Source organism: Enterococcus gilvus ATCC BAA-350, from assembly GCF_000407545.1.
GTDB lineage: Bacteria > Bacillota > Bacilli > Lactobacillales > Enterococcaceae > Enterococcus_A > Enterococcus_A gilvus.
In genome coordinates this window covers 257,584-275,079 of the sequence record NZ_ASWH01000002.1, presented here as the reverse complement: position 1 = coordinate 275,079, position 17,496 = coordinate 257,584, and the positions used below count along the sequence as shown (strand labels likewise).

The following is a 17,496-nucleotide window of genomic DNA, read 5'->3' as shown; positions in this document are numbered from 1 at the left end:
TCTTTCGCCTCATTTCAAAAAACTTGGAATCTCTTCATTTTGGATGATCTGATCCAATGTTTGTCTTTTTACGATACATTCTGCTTGTCCGTCGTTGGTCAATACAACGGCCGGAATCGCCAATTTGTTATAGTTGCTGGCCATGGAATAACCATATGCACCCGTTGAAAAAGTCGCGAAAATATCGCCTGCTTCGACTGTCGGCAATTCGATGTCTTTGACAAGGATATCTGTGCTTTCGCAAGCCTTCCCAGAGACCGTGACTGTTTCAGCGGCTGGCTGATCGGCTTTATTCGCTAAAATCCCTGTGTATTCCGCTTCGTACAGTCCTGGACGAATGTTGTCCGTCATCCCGCCATCGATACTCACATATTTCCGCAGACCCGGAAGCTCTTTGATCGCGCCGATCTTATGCAGGCTGATACCGGCTTCGGCCACGATGCTGCGTCCTGGTTCGATTACGATGGCTGGCTGTGGGAATTGCTCTTCCTCGCAAAACGCCAAAACCTGCGCCATCATCGGGTCCGTAAAATAGCTGAAGGGCTTCGGCTGATCGGCATCCGTGTATCGAACCCCAAAACCGCCGCCGAAATTCAGCTCCTTGATCGTATAATCAAAGCGCTCTTTCACTAATCTCACTAAATCCAAAGCGATCCCTACTGCTGCTAGATGGGCTTCGTTATCGAACAATTGACTTCCGACATGGAAATGAAACCCTAGAAAATTGACTTCAGGCGTCTCGATTGCCTGTTTGATTTGCGGGAAAAGAATCGCTTCATCGATCGGTATCCCGAATTTCGAGTCCTTTTGTCCCGTCGAGATAAAGGAATGGGTCTGGACATTGACCTCCGGCGTGATGCGGAAAAGAATATCCACGACGCGCTGCTTTTCTTTTGCGATCGCTGCGATCAGAGCCACTTCCTGCAGACTGTCGATAATGATTCGTCCAACCCCGTAATCGATCGCCATCTCTAATTCTTCGATGGATTTGTTGTTGCCGTTCATTTCAATGTGCGCTGCGGGAAACTCAGCTTTGACAGCGGTATAAAGCTCGCCATCAGAAACGACATCCAACGAAAAGCCTTGCTTCTCGATGATTTTCAGCATCGCCAACGTCGAAAAGGCTTTGCTGGCAAAGGCTACCCGCACGTTGTCGTATTTTTCAACAAAATCTCGCTGCAACTCCTGGCATTTCTCTTCGATCATCGTTTGTGAAAAAACATAAAGTGGTGTGCCAAATTCTTGTGCCAGAGCGACCGTGTCACAGCCATCCCACATCAAGTGTCCGTTTTTTGTTTCAAAGTCCATTATAAGCCCCCTTAATTAATGTTCATTTAATCCAGCGATCAAGTTGACATAGGTCTGAATCCCTAATAAGAGATTCAATTCATCAAATTTCATCTGTCCGCTATGCAGCGGATGCGTGTAGCCCTTTGCTTCATCACGAATGCCTAAAAAGAAAAACATTCCGGGAATTTCCTGCTGATACATCGAAAAATCCTCCGCGATCAAATAAGGCGGTGTCTCCACATAATAGTCCGCTGCGACTTTCTCCAGCGTCTCTACCATCTTCGGGTCATTGTCGACGACGCGATACATGTGGTTAAAGTCCACTACGGCTTCACACCCGTAGCCCTTCGCGATTTCACTAGCTAATAATGTTGTCCGTCGAACGACTTCATCGTAGACCTTGTCATCAAATGCCCGCATCGTCCCATGTAAAACAACTTCCTTCGCCACGATATTCATCGCTTCGCCGCCATGGATCGTCCCAAAGGTCAAAACCACGTTATCCAGCGGACCGATATTTCGCGCCAAAATACTGTTCAATCCAGAGATCACACCGCCGGCAGCGACGATAGCATCTTCGCCTAGCTGCGGCTGTGCGCCATGGGTGCTGACCCCTTTGATCGTGATGGTGACTTCTGCATTCCGCGCCATCATCGGTCCAGGTCGGCAGGAAATTTTCCCAGCAGGCAGATCCGGAAATACGTGCAAGCCGACGATTTCCTCCACGCCAAGTTTTTGAAGAATCCCCGCTTTCATGATCAATTCTGCCCCGCCAGGTCCTTCTTCGGCTGGCTGGAACACAAAGACTAGTGTTCCTTGGATCGTTTCAGGATGCTTATGCAAATAGGCAATGAATCCTAGTAAAGTCGACATATGGCCGTCATGACCACAGGCGTGCATTTTTCCCGGAGTCTTGGATGCAAACGCATAGCCGGTCTGCTCCTCCACTGGCAACGCGTCGATATCCGAACGAAAGGCGATCGTTTTTCCCGGTTTGCTTCCTCTTAAGACGGCGATCGTTCCTGTTTCGATTACTTCATAGGTCTCTGTCACACCAAAAGCCGCCAGCTTCTCGCGAATATAAGCAGCCGTGCGCGTCTCCTCTAGTCCCAATTCAGGGATTTGGTGCAGCTCACGGCGCATCGTCGTGACTAATTCTTCTAATTCTTTGACTTCCGTTTCGATCATCGTCTCACTCATTTCCATAAAAATTCTTAGAATAATGCTTATTTGATTAGAAATCCATTGATAGTTTCTCATATTATAGTACAGATTGTCTGATAGGTCATTCATTTGTTTTTAAAATTCTGAAACTAAATGAAAAAATTTCGTTTTCTTTCATTTACTCACAAAAAAAGCCAAAGGAACACGCAGCCTGTGTGCCTTTAACTTCTTTCAAGGTCTAAGTGTTTCTTCATTAGATAGGATGAGCGTAACCTTCCCTCCAACAGTGGTGTTTTCTACGATTACTTGCCCCTCGTGATAGTTGGCAATACGTTCAACGATGGCTAGTCCAATGCCGTAATTGCTGCCTGTTGTCCGGCTTTGATCCTCCTGCCAAAACATTTCCTTCCCATGTAAAAGGGCCTCTGGCGAGAATCCTGGACCATGATCTTCAATCACAAATCTTATGCTTTTTTCGTCGTGCACCGTTTCTACCGTCACTTTTCCCGAATCAGTATATCGAATCGCATTTTCCAAAAGGTTTCCCAATGCGCGCATCAGCATGACAGGGGCCGCATTGATAGCAGTCCCTTGTGGCGAAGGCCCAATCGCCAATTCGATCCCTTTTTTCTTAGCCAGAGGTGTAAATGTCTGCCTCACTTCCTCTAAAATGGTCGTGACGGAAAGAGGACTCTTTTCCTCTTGAACCACATCAAAAGTTGAAACCTGTTGCAGCAAATCGAGGTATTGCTTGGTTTTTTTTCCTGAATCATAGATATGCTGGACAAGCTGCTGCTGTTCTTCGGCAAGTTCTTCTTCCATCAACAGCTCGGCGTTGCCATTGATGATGGTCAGTGGTGTTTTAATATCATGAGTCAGCGCCGCGATCTCTTTTTTTCGCTGCTGCTCTGTCTGCCATTGTTGGACGAGGGAGTCTTTCAAGGCACCGCGCATTTCTTCCATTGAATGCAGCACTTCATTGAATTCCCGGATGCCCGAAGTGGTGCCGATCACAGAATCAAGGTCCTTTTGGGTGATTTGTTGGCTCGCCTGTTCCACCAGCAGCAATTTTTCCTTTAATTGCTTACTGACTTTTTTGGTAAACAGAAGAAAGAAAAGCAGCAGCGCGAGCACGATCGCAATCAGAAAGAAACTTTCAAAATTCGGAAACAGCTTTCTCAATGTCGGATTGGTAAACTGTGCTTTATAATTCCATGAAAATAACGCATAACTGCCATCAGCCAACGTCACATACGCTCCTGTAGAATAGCTGTCGGTCTTATCCTTGTACTGAGCAAGTGTTTTCTCTAAAGGCTCGCCTGCTAAAGAAGCCGCGTGCACCTTCCCTTCTTTGGTAAAATAAACATACTGATAAAATGACGGTGACAATTTAGCCGGAAAGACCTGATTCTCTTCAATCCGCTTCATCTCCTCTCGCGCATGGATCTCTCCTGCATTTGCCGGCGCGATCTTTTCCGTAGAAATCAAGACTTGAAAAAGAAGCAATGCCAACATCAAAACGACGACGACGCCTGAAAAAGCAGCTGCCAAGAGGCGTGTCACATACCCAGTCAGACTGATTGTTTTTATTTTCGCCATCGATACCCAATCCCCCAAACCGTTTCGATCGGGTCATTTGCTGAGTATTTCTTTAGCTTTCCCCGAATATTCTTGATGTGTTCAACGATCACGCTTTCCTCAGAACGTCCATCAAAGCCAAATACAGCTTCGTACAATTGCCCCTTTGAAAATACTTGACCCGCAGACGTGATCAACTGGGCGGAGATCAAATATTCTGATTTTGTCAGCAACATCTCCTCGCTGCCATAATAAATTTTCTTGCTGGAAATATCTAAAGAAATTTCCCCAACGCGTATGCGATGCGTGTGTCCGCGAGATTCTCGGCGCAGGTGGGCAGATACACGCCCACGCAACTCCGCTAGGGAGAAGGGCTTGCGGATGTAGTCATCTCCTCCGACTCCAAGTCCTTGCAACAAAGCCTTCTCTTCTGTTTTTGCTGTAACAAATAGAATCGGGCAATCTACAAGGTCGCGAATGCTTCGGCAGTAATCAAAGCCGTCCTGATCCGGCATCATGACATCTAACAGGATCAAATCCGCAAATGCGGCTTTTTCCGCCGTCACTTCTCGGGTGGTGGTGAATGTTTCTACCTGATGACCTTCTCGTGTCAATGCTGTTTTAATAAATGCCAAGATGCCCTCATCGTCATCAATAGCGAAAATCATTGCCATAACCTCACCCCTTTTCTTCAATCATACGTTGAAATCGCTCATCCAACAAGGGTCTTACTCCTCACTTGATCGCCCTTCCCATTTTTGAAACCAAAGGAATAACCCACCCAGCATGAATACTGTCAGCAGAACCAGACAGACCAATACCACGTGTACCGTACCAAAGCTCGTGGCTGTCGCTCCTCTCAAATACGCGGCTGCTAAAGGGATCGAACGAACGCCCCACGCACACGGGAAGAAAAACCAGATCGTTTCTCCCAAACCGGTAAGCAACAGTGCGGACAACAGCAACTCGACGGCTGCAACCGCGAAATTGACGTTTCGACCAAAGGAAAGGCCCAGAAATAAATGGAAAAAGTAAAGAAACAAGGCACTGCACCAGACGATGCCCACTAGAAAAAGAATGAACAGACTGGATAACGCGTAGTCTTCGCGAAATTGAACGACCAGATGGTACCCGAAGCCTGCCAGCAGGCAAGCAAACAGACCGCTAACTAAAAGTATCCCAACCTTTGAAGTCAGTACTCGCCAGCGGGATACTGCACTTAATAAGAAGAAACTGTCTCCTGCTTCGCTTTCTTGATCAACAATAAGAGTGGTCATCCATGCCGCAAGAATCGGGTACACGAGACTTAGTACTTGAAAATAATTGATCAGGAGCAGCTGGGAGTGCGTGTTCGTCATCCATTGATACGCGGCGAAAACACCGATGCCCACTAACGGCAAGGCGACATGCAAAAGAAAAAAAGGCGTTTGCCTTATTTTTAGAATATCCCCCAGCAACACACGTCTAAATCGTTTCACGATAACGACCTCCCTTACTGAACCAGCGCGTCGAGAGAAAGCTGCTGGCGAGCAAGAACAGCAACGTGAGTATCAGGCCTGGTAAGACCACTCCTGCGTCATACAACGGACTTCCAGCTTCTAATGGCACGCCATTCGGATTGATATGAATGATTGGCGCCATCAGTCTTGGCGCGATCGCAAAGGGCACGTACCAAAAGGCGCCTCCCGCAATCGATTGACTGGAACAGAATATATTCAAAAAGAGAATGCTTAGAAATGTAACGACCGAATGAAACCGCGTAGCCAAATAAAGCCCTAAAGGAATTTGCCACGCCCACGTGACGGTTAAAACGATGCCCGCAACGAGACCGCGCCAAAGTGGGTATTGCGATGGAAACAACAGACCCGAAAGCGTCGTCAAACCAAAAACGACCGCATTTGAAAAAGCCAAGTAAAGCAGCCCTGTCCAGATTTTTCCGTGCCACATTTTTGCTGGAGAAATAGGAAGTACGTTGCAATTATAAAAACCCAAGCGCTTATCCGCATCCACCAGATTTGTACAAACAAGTCCTACTACCATCGGCAGCAGCAACATGTACCACCAGTTATAGGCACCGATCTGCGTCAATTCTCCTCCCATTAAAAAAATAGCCATCCCGCTTACTAATAATGGGAACAAAATCAAGCTCTTTCTGCCAAAGCTGCGTTTGCCCTTTAGCATTTCCCCTCGAATGATCTTACTCATCCCAGCTCGCCCCTTCCGTCTGATTTTCCTTCGCCACCTTCATGAAGAGTGCTTCTAACGCCACACTGTTTTCCGGCAGATCCCCTTGATACCCTAATTGACCGTTGGCGATGATCCCGATCGTATCCACAGTATGCTCGACCTCTGATAAAATGTGACTGGAAAGAATCACCGAGATTCCTTGGGCAGGAAACGATCGGATCAGTTCGCGAAAAGAGTGAATCCCTAAAGGATCTAAGCCATTCGTCGGCTCATCTAAGATCAATAATTTCGGTTCATTCAATAATGCTAGCGCCAATCCTAGCCGCTGCTTCATCCCCATAGAAAACTGACGGGCTTTTTTCTTACCAGTATTCTGTAGATCAACGATAGCCAAGACCTCGTCGATTCGCCTTTCAGACAACCCTAAAGTCGTGGTGCGTACCAATAGATTTTCGCGAGCTGTCAAATTTCCATACAACGGCGGCCGCTCGATCAAGGCGCCGATCTCTGACAAGTCTTTTCGCTGCCAAGGCTTATTCTGATAGAGAATTTCTCCTTCAGACGGTTGGATCAGTCCGGCGAGCATCTTTAATGTCGTTGATTTTCCGGCACCATTCGCACCAAGCAATCCGTAGGCTTTATTTTTAGGGATCTTTAATGATAAGTTGTTTACGGCCTTTTGACCGTGATAGGTTTTCGTTAACTGGTTCGTAGTAACAATCCATTCGTTCATGTGGGTTTCCTCCTCGTTCTACTTCCAGTATGAAAGACAACTATAAGGAAATGATAAGGTTTTTAGATTTTTCAAAAACAAAAAACCTTCTATAGAAAGAAGACTGCGCTTCCTACACTAAATTTCTCTGACTATTCCTGATTAAAAATTCCATGAGATTTCCGTTGGCTTTCACTCATAATTGAGATATAATCCTACTATTAAAGATTTTTTACAAGATCTTTGAAAAAAACAATGAAGGAGTTGTTTCTCTTGAGAATATTTGAAGGATCTGGTGTCGCTTTAGTTACACCCATGAAAGCCGATGGTGCTGTTGATTACAAGAAGTTAGAGGAACTTGTTGAGTGGCAGATCAGCGAAGGTACCGATGCGATCATCGCTTGCGGAACGACTGGTGAAGCCTCCACATTAGCCAATGACGAACATATCGCTGTGATCGAGGCCGTCGTCAATAAGGTGAATGGACGCGTCCCGGTGATTGCAGGCACAGGTGTAAATGACACACAGCATGCCATCGAATTGTCAACAGGCGCTGAAAAAGTAGGTGCCGATGCCCTATTGATCGTGACTCCTTACTATAATAAAGCTTCAGATGAAGGTCTGTTTCTTCACTACCAAAAAATCGCAGAAAACGTGGAATTGCCGATTATTTTATATTCTGTGGCTTCACGTACGAATATGAATATTGCCCCGCAAATGGTCAAACGCTTGAGCGAGATCCCGAATGTGGTGGCGATCAAAGAAGCCAGCGGCAACATTTCGCAAATCGCAGAGATCGCTCAGATCATGCCGGAGGAGTTTGCGATCTATTCTGGAAACGACGATCAAGTCTTGCCGATCATGGCCTTAGGCGGCAGTGGCTCGATTTCAACGATCGCAAACATCGCGCCAAAACAGACCCACGAGCTGACAAAAGCCACGTTGGAAGGAGATTTCTCTTTAGCAAAAGAATTACAGCTTGCTCAAATCCCGTTGATCCATGCGATCTTCTGCGAAGTGAACCCTATCCCGGTTAAAACAGCGGTTGGTCTTTTAGGGAAAATCGACGTACACTTCCGGCTTCCCTTGTCTCCGGCAAAAGCCGAGACCGTTGAAGGATTGAAAAAAGAAATGACTGCCTACGGGTTGGAGGTAGCAGAATGATCGACATCCTTTTAAGCGGTGCGAATGGGCGCATGGGACAAGTCCTGCAAACGATGATCGCGGAACAACCTGAGATGCGCGTCGTAGCCGGCGTTGATCGTGAAGCCTTTGAAGCAGACTTTCCTACCTATCGCTCCATCGAAGACTGCCAGACAAACGCTGACGTCGTCATTGATTTTTCCCATTACTCTGCTGTTCCCGCTGTTCTGGAGTATTGCGGAGACAAAAAGATCCCAGTAGTCGTAGCAACGACCGGCTTGACTGACGAGATCCACGAACAGATCCAACGAACTGCCGAAGAAACGGCGGTCTTCTTCTCAGCAAATATGTCCCTGGGTATCAATCTTCTAGCAAAAGCGATCCGCGAGATCACGCCTGTTTTAGAAGAAGATTTTAATATCGAGATCGTGGAAAAGCACCACAATCAGAAAAAAGATTCACCTAGCGGGACCGCCCTTTTACTTGCGGATGCCGTTAATGATGCCGTTGAAGAAAAGAAGACGTATATTTATGGGCGCCACGGAAATGATCTGGAGAACCCCTTATCTGAGTTGGGTATCCACGCGGTACGCGGCGGGACTATCCCCGGCGAGCACACTGTGATCTACGCAGGTCCAGACGAAGTCATCGAACTGAATCATTTGGCTTTGTCCCGCAATGTTTTCGCCAGCGGTGCCGTAAAAGCAGCTAAATACATCAGCAACAAAACGACCGGTTTATACGATATGGAAAAACTGATCGATGAAAAATAGAACGGAATTTTAATTAGATAAGTAGACAGGAGTAAATTTATGACTTTGACTGATCCTTATGAAATTGCAAAATACATTAAAAATGCCGAAAAAATGACCCCTGTCAAAGCCTACGTACAAGGCGATTTGACGGGCATCACCAAAGAAAAGGTACAGTTTTTCGGACAAGAAAAAACATGGATCTTGATTGGTGAAAGTCAGGCAGTACAAGAAGTATTGACAGAACAAAAACAACACATTACCGAGGTCCACCTTGAAAATGACCGCCGCAACTCAGCGATCCCGATGCTGGATATCTCCTCCGTCAATGCACGGATCGAACCCGGCGCCTTGATTCGCGACCGTGTAGCCATCGGTGACAAGGCGGTTATCATGATGGGCGCCATCATCAACATCGGTGCATCGATCGGTGATAGCACGATGATCGACATGGGTGCGATCTTAGGTGCTCGTGCGACGGTCGGAAACCACGCTCATATCGGCGCCGGCGCCGTCTTGGCTGGTGTTCTTGAGCCGCCTAGTGCCTCTCCTGTGGTTGTGGAAGACAATGTATTAGTAGGCGCCAATGCCGTCATCTTAGAAGGCGTCCACATTGGAAAAGACGCGGTCGTTGCCGCAGGTGCGATCGTAACAAAAGATGTCCCTGCTGGCGCAGTCGTTGCAGGAACGCCTGCACGAATCATTAAAATGAAGGACGAGATCGACCCGGGAAAAACAGAATTTCTCAAAGATTTACGTTAAAATGAGACCCGACGGAGAGAAATCTCCGTCTTTTTTTGCATTATTACTGCACTTCTTACGAAATATGCTATAATACTATCGGATTAGAACAACTCTTAAAAGAAAGCGACTGAATTATACTCGTGAATTTAAAAAGTATCAAAAAATCAATCAAGCTACGCAACAAACAAATCAGCAAAACCTTCGCTCAAGTAGAAGAAACACTTGCGGATCATATCCACAGCGACGTGAAGATTTATTTTGACAAAGTCAACACGCATCAAATCCATTTTGACGAAAAGACACCGGATGGCGAAACTCGCCACATCCAAAGTGGAGAGCAGGATCATTCCTTCAGAGAATTGGTGGAAGCTCACATTAAAAATCCGCAAACCAATACCTTGAATCAATTGACAAACAGCCTGTACAACCTGTGGTCAGAAAGCTTCAAAAAAGCGGCCCATACCAGCGTTGAGACAGACAAAGCGGCAGAACTTGCCCAAGACATCATGGCAGATGTTGCTAAAGCACCAGAAAGCAACGGCGTAACAGCAGAACAAGCAGAGGCATTGAACCAAGCCTTGAAAACAAAAACGAATTACTCTGCTGAATGGTCAGAAGCTGACAAAGCGATCGAAGTTTTCTACAACCCGCCAAAAAAAGACCGTCAATTATTAGCAACGGTCGCAGCGGATCAATCGGTCACTTATACTGATGCACTCTCAACAAAACGTGTCATGAAAAAAGAATTGCCTGACATGATCGCAGCCGTATTGGCCTAAGCAAAAATCCCACTATCCTTTCAAGATAGTGGGATTTTTTTAGTTGTCCAAGACTCCGTAGAAGAAAAGCTGGATGGATTTTTCCATATTTTCCTTTTGTACGGCCTCTGGCGATTCTAAATTTGCCGAGATCAATATGAATAGCTGACGCACCGCAACCTCGGGTTCGACAGACGTACGAATTTTTGGTTCCTGATTGAACAGGTCGAGAAACGGGCGCTTATACGACTCCTGCCAAAAAGAAAAGAGCTGCTTCGCGATTTCAGGATTTAGCGTATGCTGGATGTCATGCATCATCATGAATAAGCTGAACGGGTGTCGCTCCTGCAAGTAAAAGACCATTGCCGTGACCCGCGCTTCAAAGCTCCCCGCTTTTTTCGATAGGTCAGAAAGGTTCTTCCCTACTTCTGTTGATAAGCGTTTCATTACTTGAAAGTAGATCTCTTCTTTATTTTTAAAATGATAGTATATGTTTGGTTGGGTGATGTTTAAGATTTTTGCAATTTGCCGTGTGGAGGTGTCGTTGTACCCTTGTCTCATGAACAAATCTTCTGCAATATCCAAAATCTCTTCGTACATTGAATCGCCTCGCTCTTCTTTTGTACAGTTATTATACGCTATCCGGGTGGGCGTCGTCTTCAGAAAGTTCCTTTTCCTTCAGCATGCCGTCCTTCATTTCTAACACGCGGTCGCAAAATTTTACTAAGCGAGTGTCGTGAGTCACCATGATCGTCGCCTTCTTCTTTTCTTTCGTTTCCTTCGCTAAAATCTTAACGACTTCATAGGCTTTTTCAGAATCCAGACTGGCGGTAGGTTCATCCGCAAGAATGATCGTCGGATCGTGATACAAGGCGCGAGCGATCGCGACCCGCTGACGTTCCCCACCAGAAAGTTCTTCCGGGTATTTGTTCTCTAGACTCGCGATTCCCAGTTGGTCAAATAATTTCTCCGCAACTTGCGTGTTGTCGTTTTTGCTGACCTTATCCACCAACTTCAATTGCTTTTTGACGGTCAGAAATGGCACTAGATTGGATGCCTGCAAAATAAAGCCGATTTCTTTGAACCGCAATTTTGCCCGATCCTTTTCCTTCTTCTTACTGAAGTCTTCGTCATTGATCAAGACTTCCCCTTCCGAAGGCGATTGCAGACCGCCGGCGATGGTCAAAAAGGTGCTCTTCCCCGAACCGGAGGGACCAATAATTGCGACAAATTCTCCCTTTTCCACGGAGAAATTCGTTTCCTTCAAGGCTTCGATCGTCGAATCACCATCTTTAAATGTTTTCTCTACTTGTTTAAATTCAATTGCACTCATGGTTTCTCCCCCTTATCCGATTGCTTTCAATGGATCAATCTTCACGATCGTTCGAACGGAGAAGAACGCTCCGATCAACGCCACCAGAATCATCAATAGACTGATTCCGCCGAAAAACAGCATGTTCACTTGAAACGGCACCGCGTCTGGTAGTACCAGCGCTGTTCCTAGCGTCGCCGCCAAACCGACCACGACACCGACAGTCGCCAGCAAGAAGGTTTGAGCGATCACGGAATTTGAAATGTAGCGGCTTGAGATTCCTTGTGCCTTCATGACGCCGAAAATCTCCGCTTTTTGCATCGTCAATACATAAATGAAGATCCCGATCACGATCGCCGCGATGACGATCAAGAACCCGATCATAAATCCGAAGGTCAATACTTGTGCACTGTAGCCCGGCAGATCATTGATAAAACTGCTGATGCTGGTCTTGTCCAGATCATCAGGAACCGAATCGACCGTTCCACGCGTAATGATCGCGTTGATCCGAGTATTCTCATTCGTTCCCTGTGTCTCAAAACGAATTTCCTGATACGCGCCGATCGTCGTGTACAATACAGGTGCGACGTTGAATTTTGCGTTATCTGTAAAACCAACGATCGTCAATGTTTTGTCATTACCGGCCATTTTGACCGTTTCACCGAGCTTCAGATCGTATTCATCCTTCAAGGAAATGTCCGCCACCGCTTCATCGTCAGTCGAGAACATCTTCCCGCTGCTCAGCTTCGGCGCGATAAATTGGTCCTTATCGATCCCAAAAAAGCTGACATCAATTTTTTCTCCGTTGTCGCCCTTTATGACACCCGCTGTCTGGGCAAGATACGCTTTCTCATCCGCCTTCACGTCGTCAAAGGTTTTTAACGGGATCATAGACATGTTTAAATTGTTATTTGCTTCCTCTGTCAGCAGAATAGAATCTGCATCCCACTTGTCTACTGCCGTCCGATTGTCCTGCGCCAGCCCGTAAGCCAGTCCCGTCAAAAAGAACACCAAATAGGCAATCAGAAACATGACGCCCATCACTAAGGTGTAACGCAGCTTCGAATGTTTGATTTCATTGATTGCTAAAAACATAAAAAAGACCTCCACTTATCACTTGATAAAATTACCCTACCACGAGTTATTTTTTTAGGGAATTAATCTGCTTAGTGGAATTATTCCGGGAACGACAAAAAAGCAATCTAGTTGGTGATTTGATTGCTTTTGCGTTTTTCTATTAAATAGTTGATTGAATTAGCCGAACAATGTGATTTGCCTATGATCTTCGTCACCCTTGGAATCAGATGCTGGCTTGATTAATGCCTTTTCGCTTTTAACAATTTTCCTACGTCAACTTTGTTTTCAAACACACAAAGAATTGACCGCTTTCCCTTGCAGTAAGTAAAAAAACGTACTTGCCTCAACCGGGAAGTACGTTTTTATTCGTTAAACGGTTGCTGTTTCATACACCGCATCGCTGACTGATTTCGCTACTACTTTTGCGACGCCTTCTTGGAATGGATCAGGAATGATGTTGGTCGTCGTCAATTCATCTTCAGAGATCAAACTGGCGATCCCCTTCGCCGCTGCAATCTGCATCTCAACAGTGATTTTTCGTGCTCTGGCATCCAGCGCGCCGCGGAAGATACCTGGAAAGGCCAGTACATTATTGATTTGATTTGGAAAATCACTACGGCCTGTTCCTACGATATAAGCCCCTGCCTCCAATGCTTCATCAGGGAAGATTTCCGGTGTCGGGTTTGCCATCGCGAAGATCACGGGTTTTTCTGCCATGGTCTTGATCCATTCTGATTTTAACACGCCAGGGGCTGACACGCCGACAAAAACATCTGCGTCCACTAAAGCATCCTGCAATGTTCCAGAGGCATGGGCTGGGTTCGTGACTTTGGCGATTTCCGCATGGTGCTCTGGCAATTCTGCCGCATCATCTGCGTTTAGTATGCCGTGCTTGTCTACCACTGTTACATTTTTTGCGCCTGCTGCTAAGAATTTTCTCGTCACAGAGAGTCCCGCAGAACCGCCGCCATTGACAACGATTTTTACTTCCTCGATCGTTTTTCCAATCAATTTTAAACTATTGAATAACGCAGATAAGACAACGATCGCCGTCCCATGCTGGTCGTCATGGAAAATCGGAATGTCACATTCTTCAATCAAACGCTGTTCGATCTCAAAACAGCGCGGCGCACTGATATCTTCTAAATTCACCCCGCCAAACGTCGGTGCCAGCGCTTTGACGATCTGGATGATCTCCTCGGTATCTTGAGTGTCCAAGACCAAGGGGATCGAATCTACTCCAGCAAACCGTTTAAATAACGCTGCCTTCCCCTCCATGACTGGCATTGCTGCTTCTGGCCCGATATTGCCTAATCCCAAAACTGCTGAACCATCGCTGATCACAGCAACCGTGTTTTTTTTCGTTGTCAATTCGTACGCCAATTTTTTGTCTTCCGCAATAGCCGAAGAAACTGCCGCCACACCTGGCGTATACGCAATACTCAAATCCTCACGATCATTGATCGTAACCTTCGATACAACTTCCAATTTACCGCCGTTTTGTTTTGCTTGTTCTAATGCCAACTCTTTTACATCCTTTTTCATTTGAATTGCTCCTTCTTCAGTTTAATGTATTTATTTTTCTATCCAGAAAAATAACTTTGATTTTCAGGCCGTATGTCATTCCTCTATACTTTTCTGCCCTTGTTCTGGTTGATGTCTTTGTCCCCACAACGCTAATGATCCTGCGAAAAGAGGAACTGAAATCCTTCTTCAGTTTAATATTACTGTGTTTATTTTTCGAGCTTTCTTAAAAGATCATTCGTAAGACACCGGTCATCACGATCACGGTGATGGCTCCGCCTAGGCGTGTCGCTACTTGCGCAAATGGCATCAGGTTCATACGATCCGCAGTACTTAAAATCGCCACGTCACCGGTTCCCCCCATGCCGCTTTGGCAGGCAGAGATAATCGCTGCTTCCACAGGATTCATGTTCATAAAGCGTGAAATGAAGAAGCCGGTCACGATGATCGTGAAGACGACACTGATCACCACGATGAAATATTGCCAGCTAAGCGTGCCGATCACATCTTTCAATGGGATATACAGCAGGCCCAATCCAGCCATTAATGGGAACGTGAAATTTCCAGAAATAAATTTGTACAATTGTTTTGAGCCGCGTTGGGTTTCATTTGGCACAACGTTCAAATATTTCAACAAAGAGGCCAATACGATCATCAATACAGGTCCAGGAAATCCGGTAAAATGCTGCAGCAAGCCGCCGGCGATAAACAAGGTACACGCCGTCAATACGCCAGCCCCCATTAATTTGACATCGATCGGTGAATTGTCTTCTTTTAATGCATCCGCCATATCATCAGTGTCGCCAACTTTGACTAGCTGTCCTTGACCAGAAAATTCTGGACGTTTTTCGCCAAAGCGCGACAGCAGCGCGGAACACATGATCGCGAAGAAATTACCAATGATCGTTGCCGGAATCAATTGCGCCACTAATTGCTCACTTCCGACTCCAGTGATTGCGCTGTATCCGATCGATAGCGGCAAGATGCCTTCCCCGATTCCTCCGGCAAGAACGGGTGTAACGATGTAGAACAAAGCGTGCTGCCAATCAAACCCGACCAGCACTCCCACAAGCGTCCCAACACCCATCGCAAAGATCATCCCTACCATCATAGGTACGATCATTCGCATCAAGCCCTGTACCAGCATCTTGCGGTTCATTCCCAAAATACTGCCGCAAACAAGACAAGCAATGTAGAAATACAAAAAGTTGGCTTCCTTCATTAAGATGTTCGCAGAAGCTAATACGTTTTGGTTGACCAAATTGAAAAATACCAAGATCGACGGAACTAAAAGAGATAAAATTGCCGGTCCACCAAAGTTTTTGACAAAGGGCAGATTTCCACCGATCGTCCCTAATAACCATCCCATTGTTAAAATGACTGCGAAGCCCCCCAGCATATTTATCGGCAGCTGCTGCGCCATCCCCGTCACGAAGATCACTGCTGAAAGCACGACGTATACCGGCAGCGGGACAGACCCTACTTTAACGTCCATCCACTTTTCGAGAAAAGAGTGCGCCTTCTCGTTCGACTTCGGATGGGTCAGATTCACACTGGGCTTTTGAACATTTTTTTCCATGATTGTTTCTCCTCCTCATTTGTTTCCGCTTTCAGCATAATCGGTTTTCAACGCCTTCGATAGATTATTCAACTTATTTAAGTAACTCAATTAATTTAAGCGAACGACGAAAGAACTCCCATGCTATACTTATTTCGGAGGAACAAACAATGAAGAAAGGACTACGCCTGTGGGCTTTGCTATCCATTATTTTTATCGCCACGCTCCTAGTGACCAACACCGTACTTTATAGTGTGATTTTATACCAGGACGCGAAGATCGTTCAAAAAAGAGAAGAAGAACTACTGCTGTCTGTCGGCAAGCAATTGGCTTTAGAACCTTCTGTTCGGCAAACATTACAGAAGAATGCCTTTTCCGAAAAAACGGAGACCTACACTTTAGAGGTCGCCAAGATCCATCAGATGGACTTTATCGTACTGATGGATATGAAGGGGATTCGATTGACCCACCCAGATGAAACGAAGATCGGCAAACATTTTGAAGGCGGGGATGAAGCAAAGGCGCTTCATGGAAAATCCCATGTCTCGATAAGTGAAGGCACCTTAGGCAGATCGTTGCGAGGCTTTGTGCCTGTTTTTGAGAACGACCAACAGATCGGCGTGATTGCTCTGGGGATCAAACTCGATTCCTTGACTCAATTAGTCGAAAATTCACGCCAGCAATACACGATCGCACTGCTGGTCAGCATCGGCGTCGGATTGATCGTTGCATCGATCGTCGCGTATTACTTGAAGAAGCAACTGCTGAATTTGGAGCCAAAAGAGATCTCTCGTCTGCTGACGGAACGAAATGCGATGCTCGACGAGACCAAAGACGTGGTGGTCGTCATCGATACCGACGATACCATCAATTTAGCAAATATCGCTGCTAACGAGATGTATCATAAATTGAGCGGGTCGGCGGATTCCTTGACGGGTAAAACGATTGATCAGCTTCTATTGGATAAAGAACAAATCGACTTCAACCGCTCCGTACAGCAGCTCTATCGCCAAAACGGGCAGGATTATCTGTTTTCAGTCGCTCCGATCTCTGTTCATAAAAAGCGGGTCGGTTCGATCCTCTTCTTACGAAACGCGACGGAATCGTTATTTGTAACGGACCAATTGGCGAATACGACAGCTTACGCTTCCGCCCTGCAAAGCCAATCTCATGAGTTTATGAATAAGCTCCATGTCATTTACGGCTTAGTGGATTTGGAAAGCTATGACGAACTGAAGATTTATTTGAACGATATTTTGAAGCCTGAGAAGGAATTTTCTCATCGTCTTTCCCTTCTGGTAAGAAATCCAGTAATTGCCGGTTTCTTCATTGGAGAACGGGAAAAATTTGCGGAACGAAAGACCCAGCTTTTAATTGAAATCTCGCCGGAAATCCCGAATACCGCAAATCAGGAGCAAACGACACATTTGATCAACGTCTATCGCTACATCCATCACGCGCTCCTGCTGCGTCATTTACCTGACGAGATCATCATGGCGATCGATTATCGTGAACAACGTCTGAAAACCTGTTATCATATTCAATTGAAAGAAGCCGATGTACGGACCCTCGAGTCTGTCTTCACCGAGAATTATTTCTCGCAGCTCATTGAAGATGCGCAAGGAACATTTCAACTGGTGACAAACGAACAAACCCTTTCCATTTGCTTAGAAACGACGTATCAAGAATAAGGAGAA

At 46.0% G+C, this 17,496-nt stretch carries 17 protein-coding genes; 5 read left to right on the top strand and 12 right to left on the bottom strand.

The genetic code is table 11. From position 1 onward, the window contains the following. Positions 1-9: 9 nt before the first annotated feature. From lysA to I592_RS16290, 7 genes are all read right to left on the bottom strand, one after another. Entirely contained in the window at positions 10-1,308 is a 1,299-nt protein-coding gene (gene lysA / locus I592_RS16320; RefSeq protein WP_010778576.1) for a diaminopimelate decarboxylase, read from the bottom strand. Between the two features lie 15 nt (positions 1,309-1,323). Beyond that, on the bottom strand, positions 1,324-2,496 hold the full coding sequence (locus I592_RS16315) for a M20 metallopeptidase family protein (RefSeq protein WP_044926691.1): 1,173 nt from the start codon (positions 2,494-2,496) through the stop codon (positions 1,324-1,326). A 189-nt stretch (positions 2,497-2,685) separates the two neighbouring features. Continuing rightward, the gene (locus I592_RS16310) at positions 2,686-4,053 is read right to left on the bottom strand and encodes a sensor histidine kinase (protein ID WP_010778578.1); all 1,368 of its coding nucleotides are present in this window, start codon (positions 4,051-4,053) and stop codon (positions 2,686-2,688) included. Continuing rightward, positions 4,041-4,706, bottom strand: a complete 666-nt coding sequence (locus I592_RS16305) for a response regulator transcription factor (RefSeq protein ID WP_044926688.1) — start codon at positions 4,704-4,706, stop codon at positions 4,041-4,043. Before I592_RS16305 ends, I592_RS16310 begins: the two co-directional genes overlap by 13 nt. A 54-nt stretch (positions 4,707-4,760) precedes the next feature. After that, complete coding sequence (locus tag I592_RS16300; RefSeq protein WP_010778580.1) at positions 4,761-5,510, bottom strand: lantibiotic immunity ABC transporter MutG family permease subunit; 750 nt, start codon at positions 5,508-5,510, stop codon at positions 4,761-4,763. Then, complete coding sequence (locus tag I592_RS16295) at positions 5,497-6,237, bottom strand: lantibiotic immunity ABC transporter MutE/EpiE family permease subunit (protein ID WP_010778581.1); 741 nt, start codon at positions 6,235-6,237, stop codon at positions 5,497-5,499. The genes I592_RS16300 and I592_RS16295 overlap by 14 nt, the downstream gene beginning before the upstream one ends. Next, positions 6,230-6,952: a lantibiotic protection ABC transporter ATP-binding protein gene (locus I592_RS16290; protein WP_010778582.1), complete on the bottom strand. Its 723-nt coding sequence runs from the start codon at positions 6,950-6,952 to the stop codon at positions 6,230-6,232. Before I592_RS16290 ends, I592_RS16295 begins: the two co-directional genes overlap by 8 nt. A gap of 252 nt (positions 6,953-7,204) precedes the next feature. Here I592_RS16290 and dapA point away from each other — a divergent pair, with 252 nt between their 5' ends. From dapA to I592_RS16270, 4 genes are all read left to right on the top strand, one after another. Further along, on the top strand, positions 7,205-8,095 hold the full coding sequence (gene dapA, locus I592_RS16285) for a 4-hydroxy-tetrahydrodipicolinate synthase (protein ID WP_010778583.1): 891 nt from the start codon (positions 7,205-7,207) through the stop codon (positions 8,093-8,095). Beyond that, positions 8,092-8,847, top strand: coding sequence for a 4-hydroxy-tetrahydrodipicolinate reductase (gene dapB / locus I592_RS16280; protein WP_010778584.1), 756 nt, complete (start codon positions 8,092-8,094; stop codon positions 8,845-8,847). Before dapA ends, dapB begins: the two co-directional genes overlap by 4 nt. Before the next feature lie 39 nt (positions 8,848-8,886). After that, positions 8,887-9,588: a 2,3,4,5-tetrahydropyridine-2,6-dicarboxylate N-acetyltransferase gene (dapD, locus tag I592_RS16275; RefSeq protein ID WP_010778585.1), complete on the top strand. Its 702-nt coding sequence runs from the start codon at positions 8,887-8,889 to the stop codon at positions 9,586-9,588. A gap of 122 nt (positions 9,589-9,710) precedes the next feature. After that, positions 9,711-10,349, top strand: a complete 639-nt coding sequence (locus tag I592_RS16270) for a hypothetical protein (RefSeq protein WP_010778586.1) — start codon at positions 9,711-9,713, stop codon at positions 10,347-10,349. A 39-nt stretch (positions 10,350-10,388) separates the two neighbouring features. Here the strand turns inward: I592_RS16270 and I592_RS16265 are convergent, their stop codons facing one another. The 5 genes from I592_RS16265 to I592_RS16245 all read right to left on the bottom strand — a co-directional run bounded on the left by I592_RS16265 (position 10,389) and on the right by I592_RS16245 (position 15,736). Next, positions 10,389-10,928 carry a TetR/AcrR family transcriptional regulator gene (locus I592_RS16265; protein ID WP_010778587.1) on the bottom strand — a complete coding sequence of 180 codons (540 nt, stop codon included), beginning with the start codon at positions 10,926-10,928 and terminating at the stop codon, positions 10,389-10,391. Positions 10,929-10,959: 31 nt separating this feature from the next. After that, a complete protein-coding gene (locus tag I592_RS16260) occupies positions 10,960-11,661 on the bottom strand; it encodes an ABC transporter ATP-binding protein (protein WP_010778588.1) in 702 nt (233 codons plus the stop codon). A gap of 12 nt (positions 11,662-11,673) precedes the next feature. Next, positions 11,674-12,735, bottom strand: a complete 1,062-nt coding sequence (locus I592_RS16255) for an ABC transporter permease (protein WP_010778589.1) — start codon at positions 12,733-12,735, stop codon at positions 11,674-11,676. 351 nt (positions 12,736-13,086) lie between these two features. Beyond that, positions 13,087-14,262 carry an NAD(P)-dependent malic enzyme gene (locus I592_RS16250; RefSeq protein ID WP_010778590.1) on the bottom strand — a complete coding sequence of 392 codons (1,176 nt, stop codon included), beginning with the start codon at positions 14,260-14,262 and terminating at the stop codon, positions 13,087-13,089. A 205-nt stretch (positions 14,263-14,467) separates the two neighbouring features. Then, positions 14,468-15,736 carry a 2-hydroxycarboxylate transporter family protein gene (locus tag I592_RS16245; RefSeq protein WP_044926831.1) on the bottom strand — a complete coding sequence of 423 codons (1,269 nt, stop codon included), beginning with the start codon at positions 15,734-15,736 and terminating at the stop codon, positions 14,468-14,470. Positions 15,737-15,969: 233 nt separating this feature from the next. On the opposite strand from I592_RS16245, the gene I592_RS16240 reads away from it, so the two are divergent. Next, positions 15,970-17,490, top strand: a complete 1,521-nt coding sequence (locus I592_RS16240) for a Spo0B domain-containing protein (protein WP_010778592.1) — start codon at positions 15,970-15,972, stop codon at positions 17,488-17,490. Positions 17,491-17,496: the final 6 nt, after the last annotated feature.

Bases quoted from the DNA above. Each gene is read 5' to 3' on its own strand.
- lysA (WP_010778576.1), bottom strand. From the start codon at position 1,308: ATGGACTTTGAAACAAAAAACGGACACTTGATGTGGGATGGCTGTGAC.
- I592_RS16250 (WP_010778590.1), bottom strand. From the start codon at position 14,262: ATGAAAAAGGATGTAAAAGAGTTGGCATTAGAACAAGCAAAACAAAAC.
- I592_RS16290 (WP_010778582.1), bottom strand. From the start codon at position 6,952: ATGAACGAATGGATTGTTACTACGAACCAGTTAACGAAAACCTATCAC.
- I592_RS16305 (WP_044926688.1), bottom strand. From the start codon at position 4,706: ATGGCAATGATTTTCGCTATTGATGACGATGAGGGCATCTTGGCATTT.
- I592_RS16240 (WP_010778592.1), top strand. From the start codon at position 15,970: ATGAAGAAAGGACTACGCCTGTGGGCTTTGCTATCCATTATTTTTATC.
- I592_RS16310 (WP_010778578.1), bottom strand. From the start codon at position 4,053: ATGGCGAAAATAAAAACAATCAGTCTGACTGGGTATGTGACACGCCTC.
- I592_RS16295 (WP_010778581.1), bottom strand. From the start codon at position 6,237: ATGAGTAAGATCATTCGAGGGGAAATGCTAAAGGGCAAACGCAGCTTT.
- I592_RS16260 (WP_010778588.1), bottom strand. From the start codon at position 11,661: ATGAGTGCAATTGAATTTAAACAAGTAGAGAAAACATTTAAAGATGGT.
- I592_RS16265 (WP_010778587.1), bottom strand. From the start codon at position 10,928: ATGTACGAAGAGATTTTGGATATTGCAGAAGATTTGTTCATGAGACAA.
- I592_RS16245 (WP_044926831.1), bottom strand. From the start codon at position 15,736: ATGGACGTTAAAGTAGGGTCTGTCCCGCTGCCGGTATACGTCGTGCTT.
- I592_RS16255 (WP_010778589.1), bottom strand. From the start codon at position 12,735: ATGTTTTTAGCAATCAATGAAATCAAACATTCGAAGCTGCGTTACACC.
- dapD (WP_010778585.1), top strand. From the start codon at position 8,887: ATGACTTTGACTGATCCTTATGAAATTGCAAAATACATTAAAAATGCC.
- dapB (WP_010778584.1), top strand. From the start codon at position 8,092: ATGATCGACATCCTTTTAAGCGGTGCGAATGGGCGCATGGGACAAGTC.
- I592_RS16315 (WP_044926691.1), bottom strand. From the start codon at position 2,496: ATGGAAATGAGTGAGACGATGATCGAAACGGAAGTCAAAGAATTAGAA.